The sequence below is a fragment of the Cellulomonas sp. GbtcB1 genome, from assembly GCF_019091725.1.
GTDB lineage: Bacteria > Actinomycetota > Actinomycetes > Actinomycetales > Cellulomonadaceae > Cellulomonas.
Map to the genome: position 1 here is coordinate 1 of NZ_JAGXJG010000674.1, position 231 is coordinate 231.

Annotated in this window: 1 protein-coding gene; it reads right to left on the reverse strand. The window is 76.2% G+C overall.

Features of this window, described 5'->3' with window-relative positions:
* Nucleotides 1-231, reverse strand: a 231-nt coding sequence (locus KVT14_RS21760; RefSeq protein WP_217617429.1) for an ATP-binding cassette domain-containing protein, incomplete at both ends; no start/stop codon positions are given.

Genomic DNA, 231 nt, shown 5'->3' on the forward strand with positions numbered 1-231 from the left:
GACGCCGCGGGCGTCGAGCATCGCGCCGACGTCGCGCATCGGGTGCGGTGTCTCCGCGTGCCGCAGGCCGCCCACCGTCACCGCACCGCTGGTGGGCTTGTCCAGCCCGTGGAACATCCGCAGCGTCGTGGACTTCCCCGCCCCCTTGGGGCCGAGGTAGCCGGTCACGACGCCGGGCCTCACGGCGAAGGGCGGGCCGTCGCCGGGGGTGAGGGGCCCGCATCGCTTCCG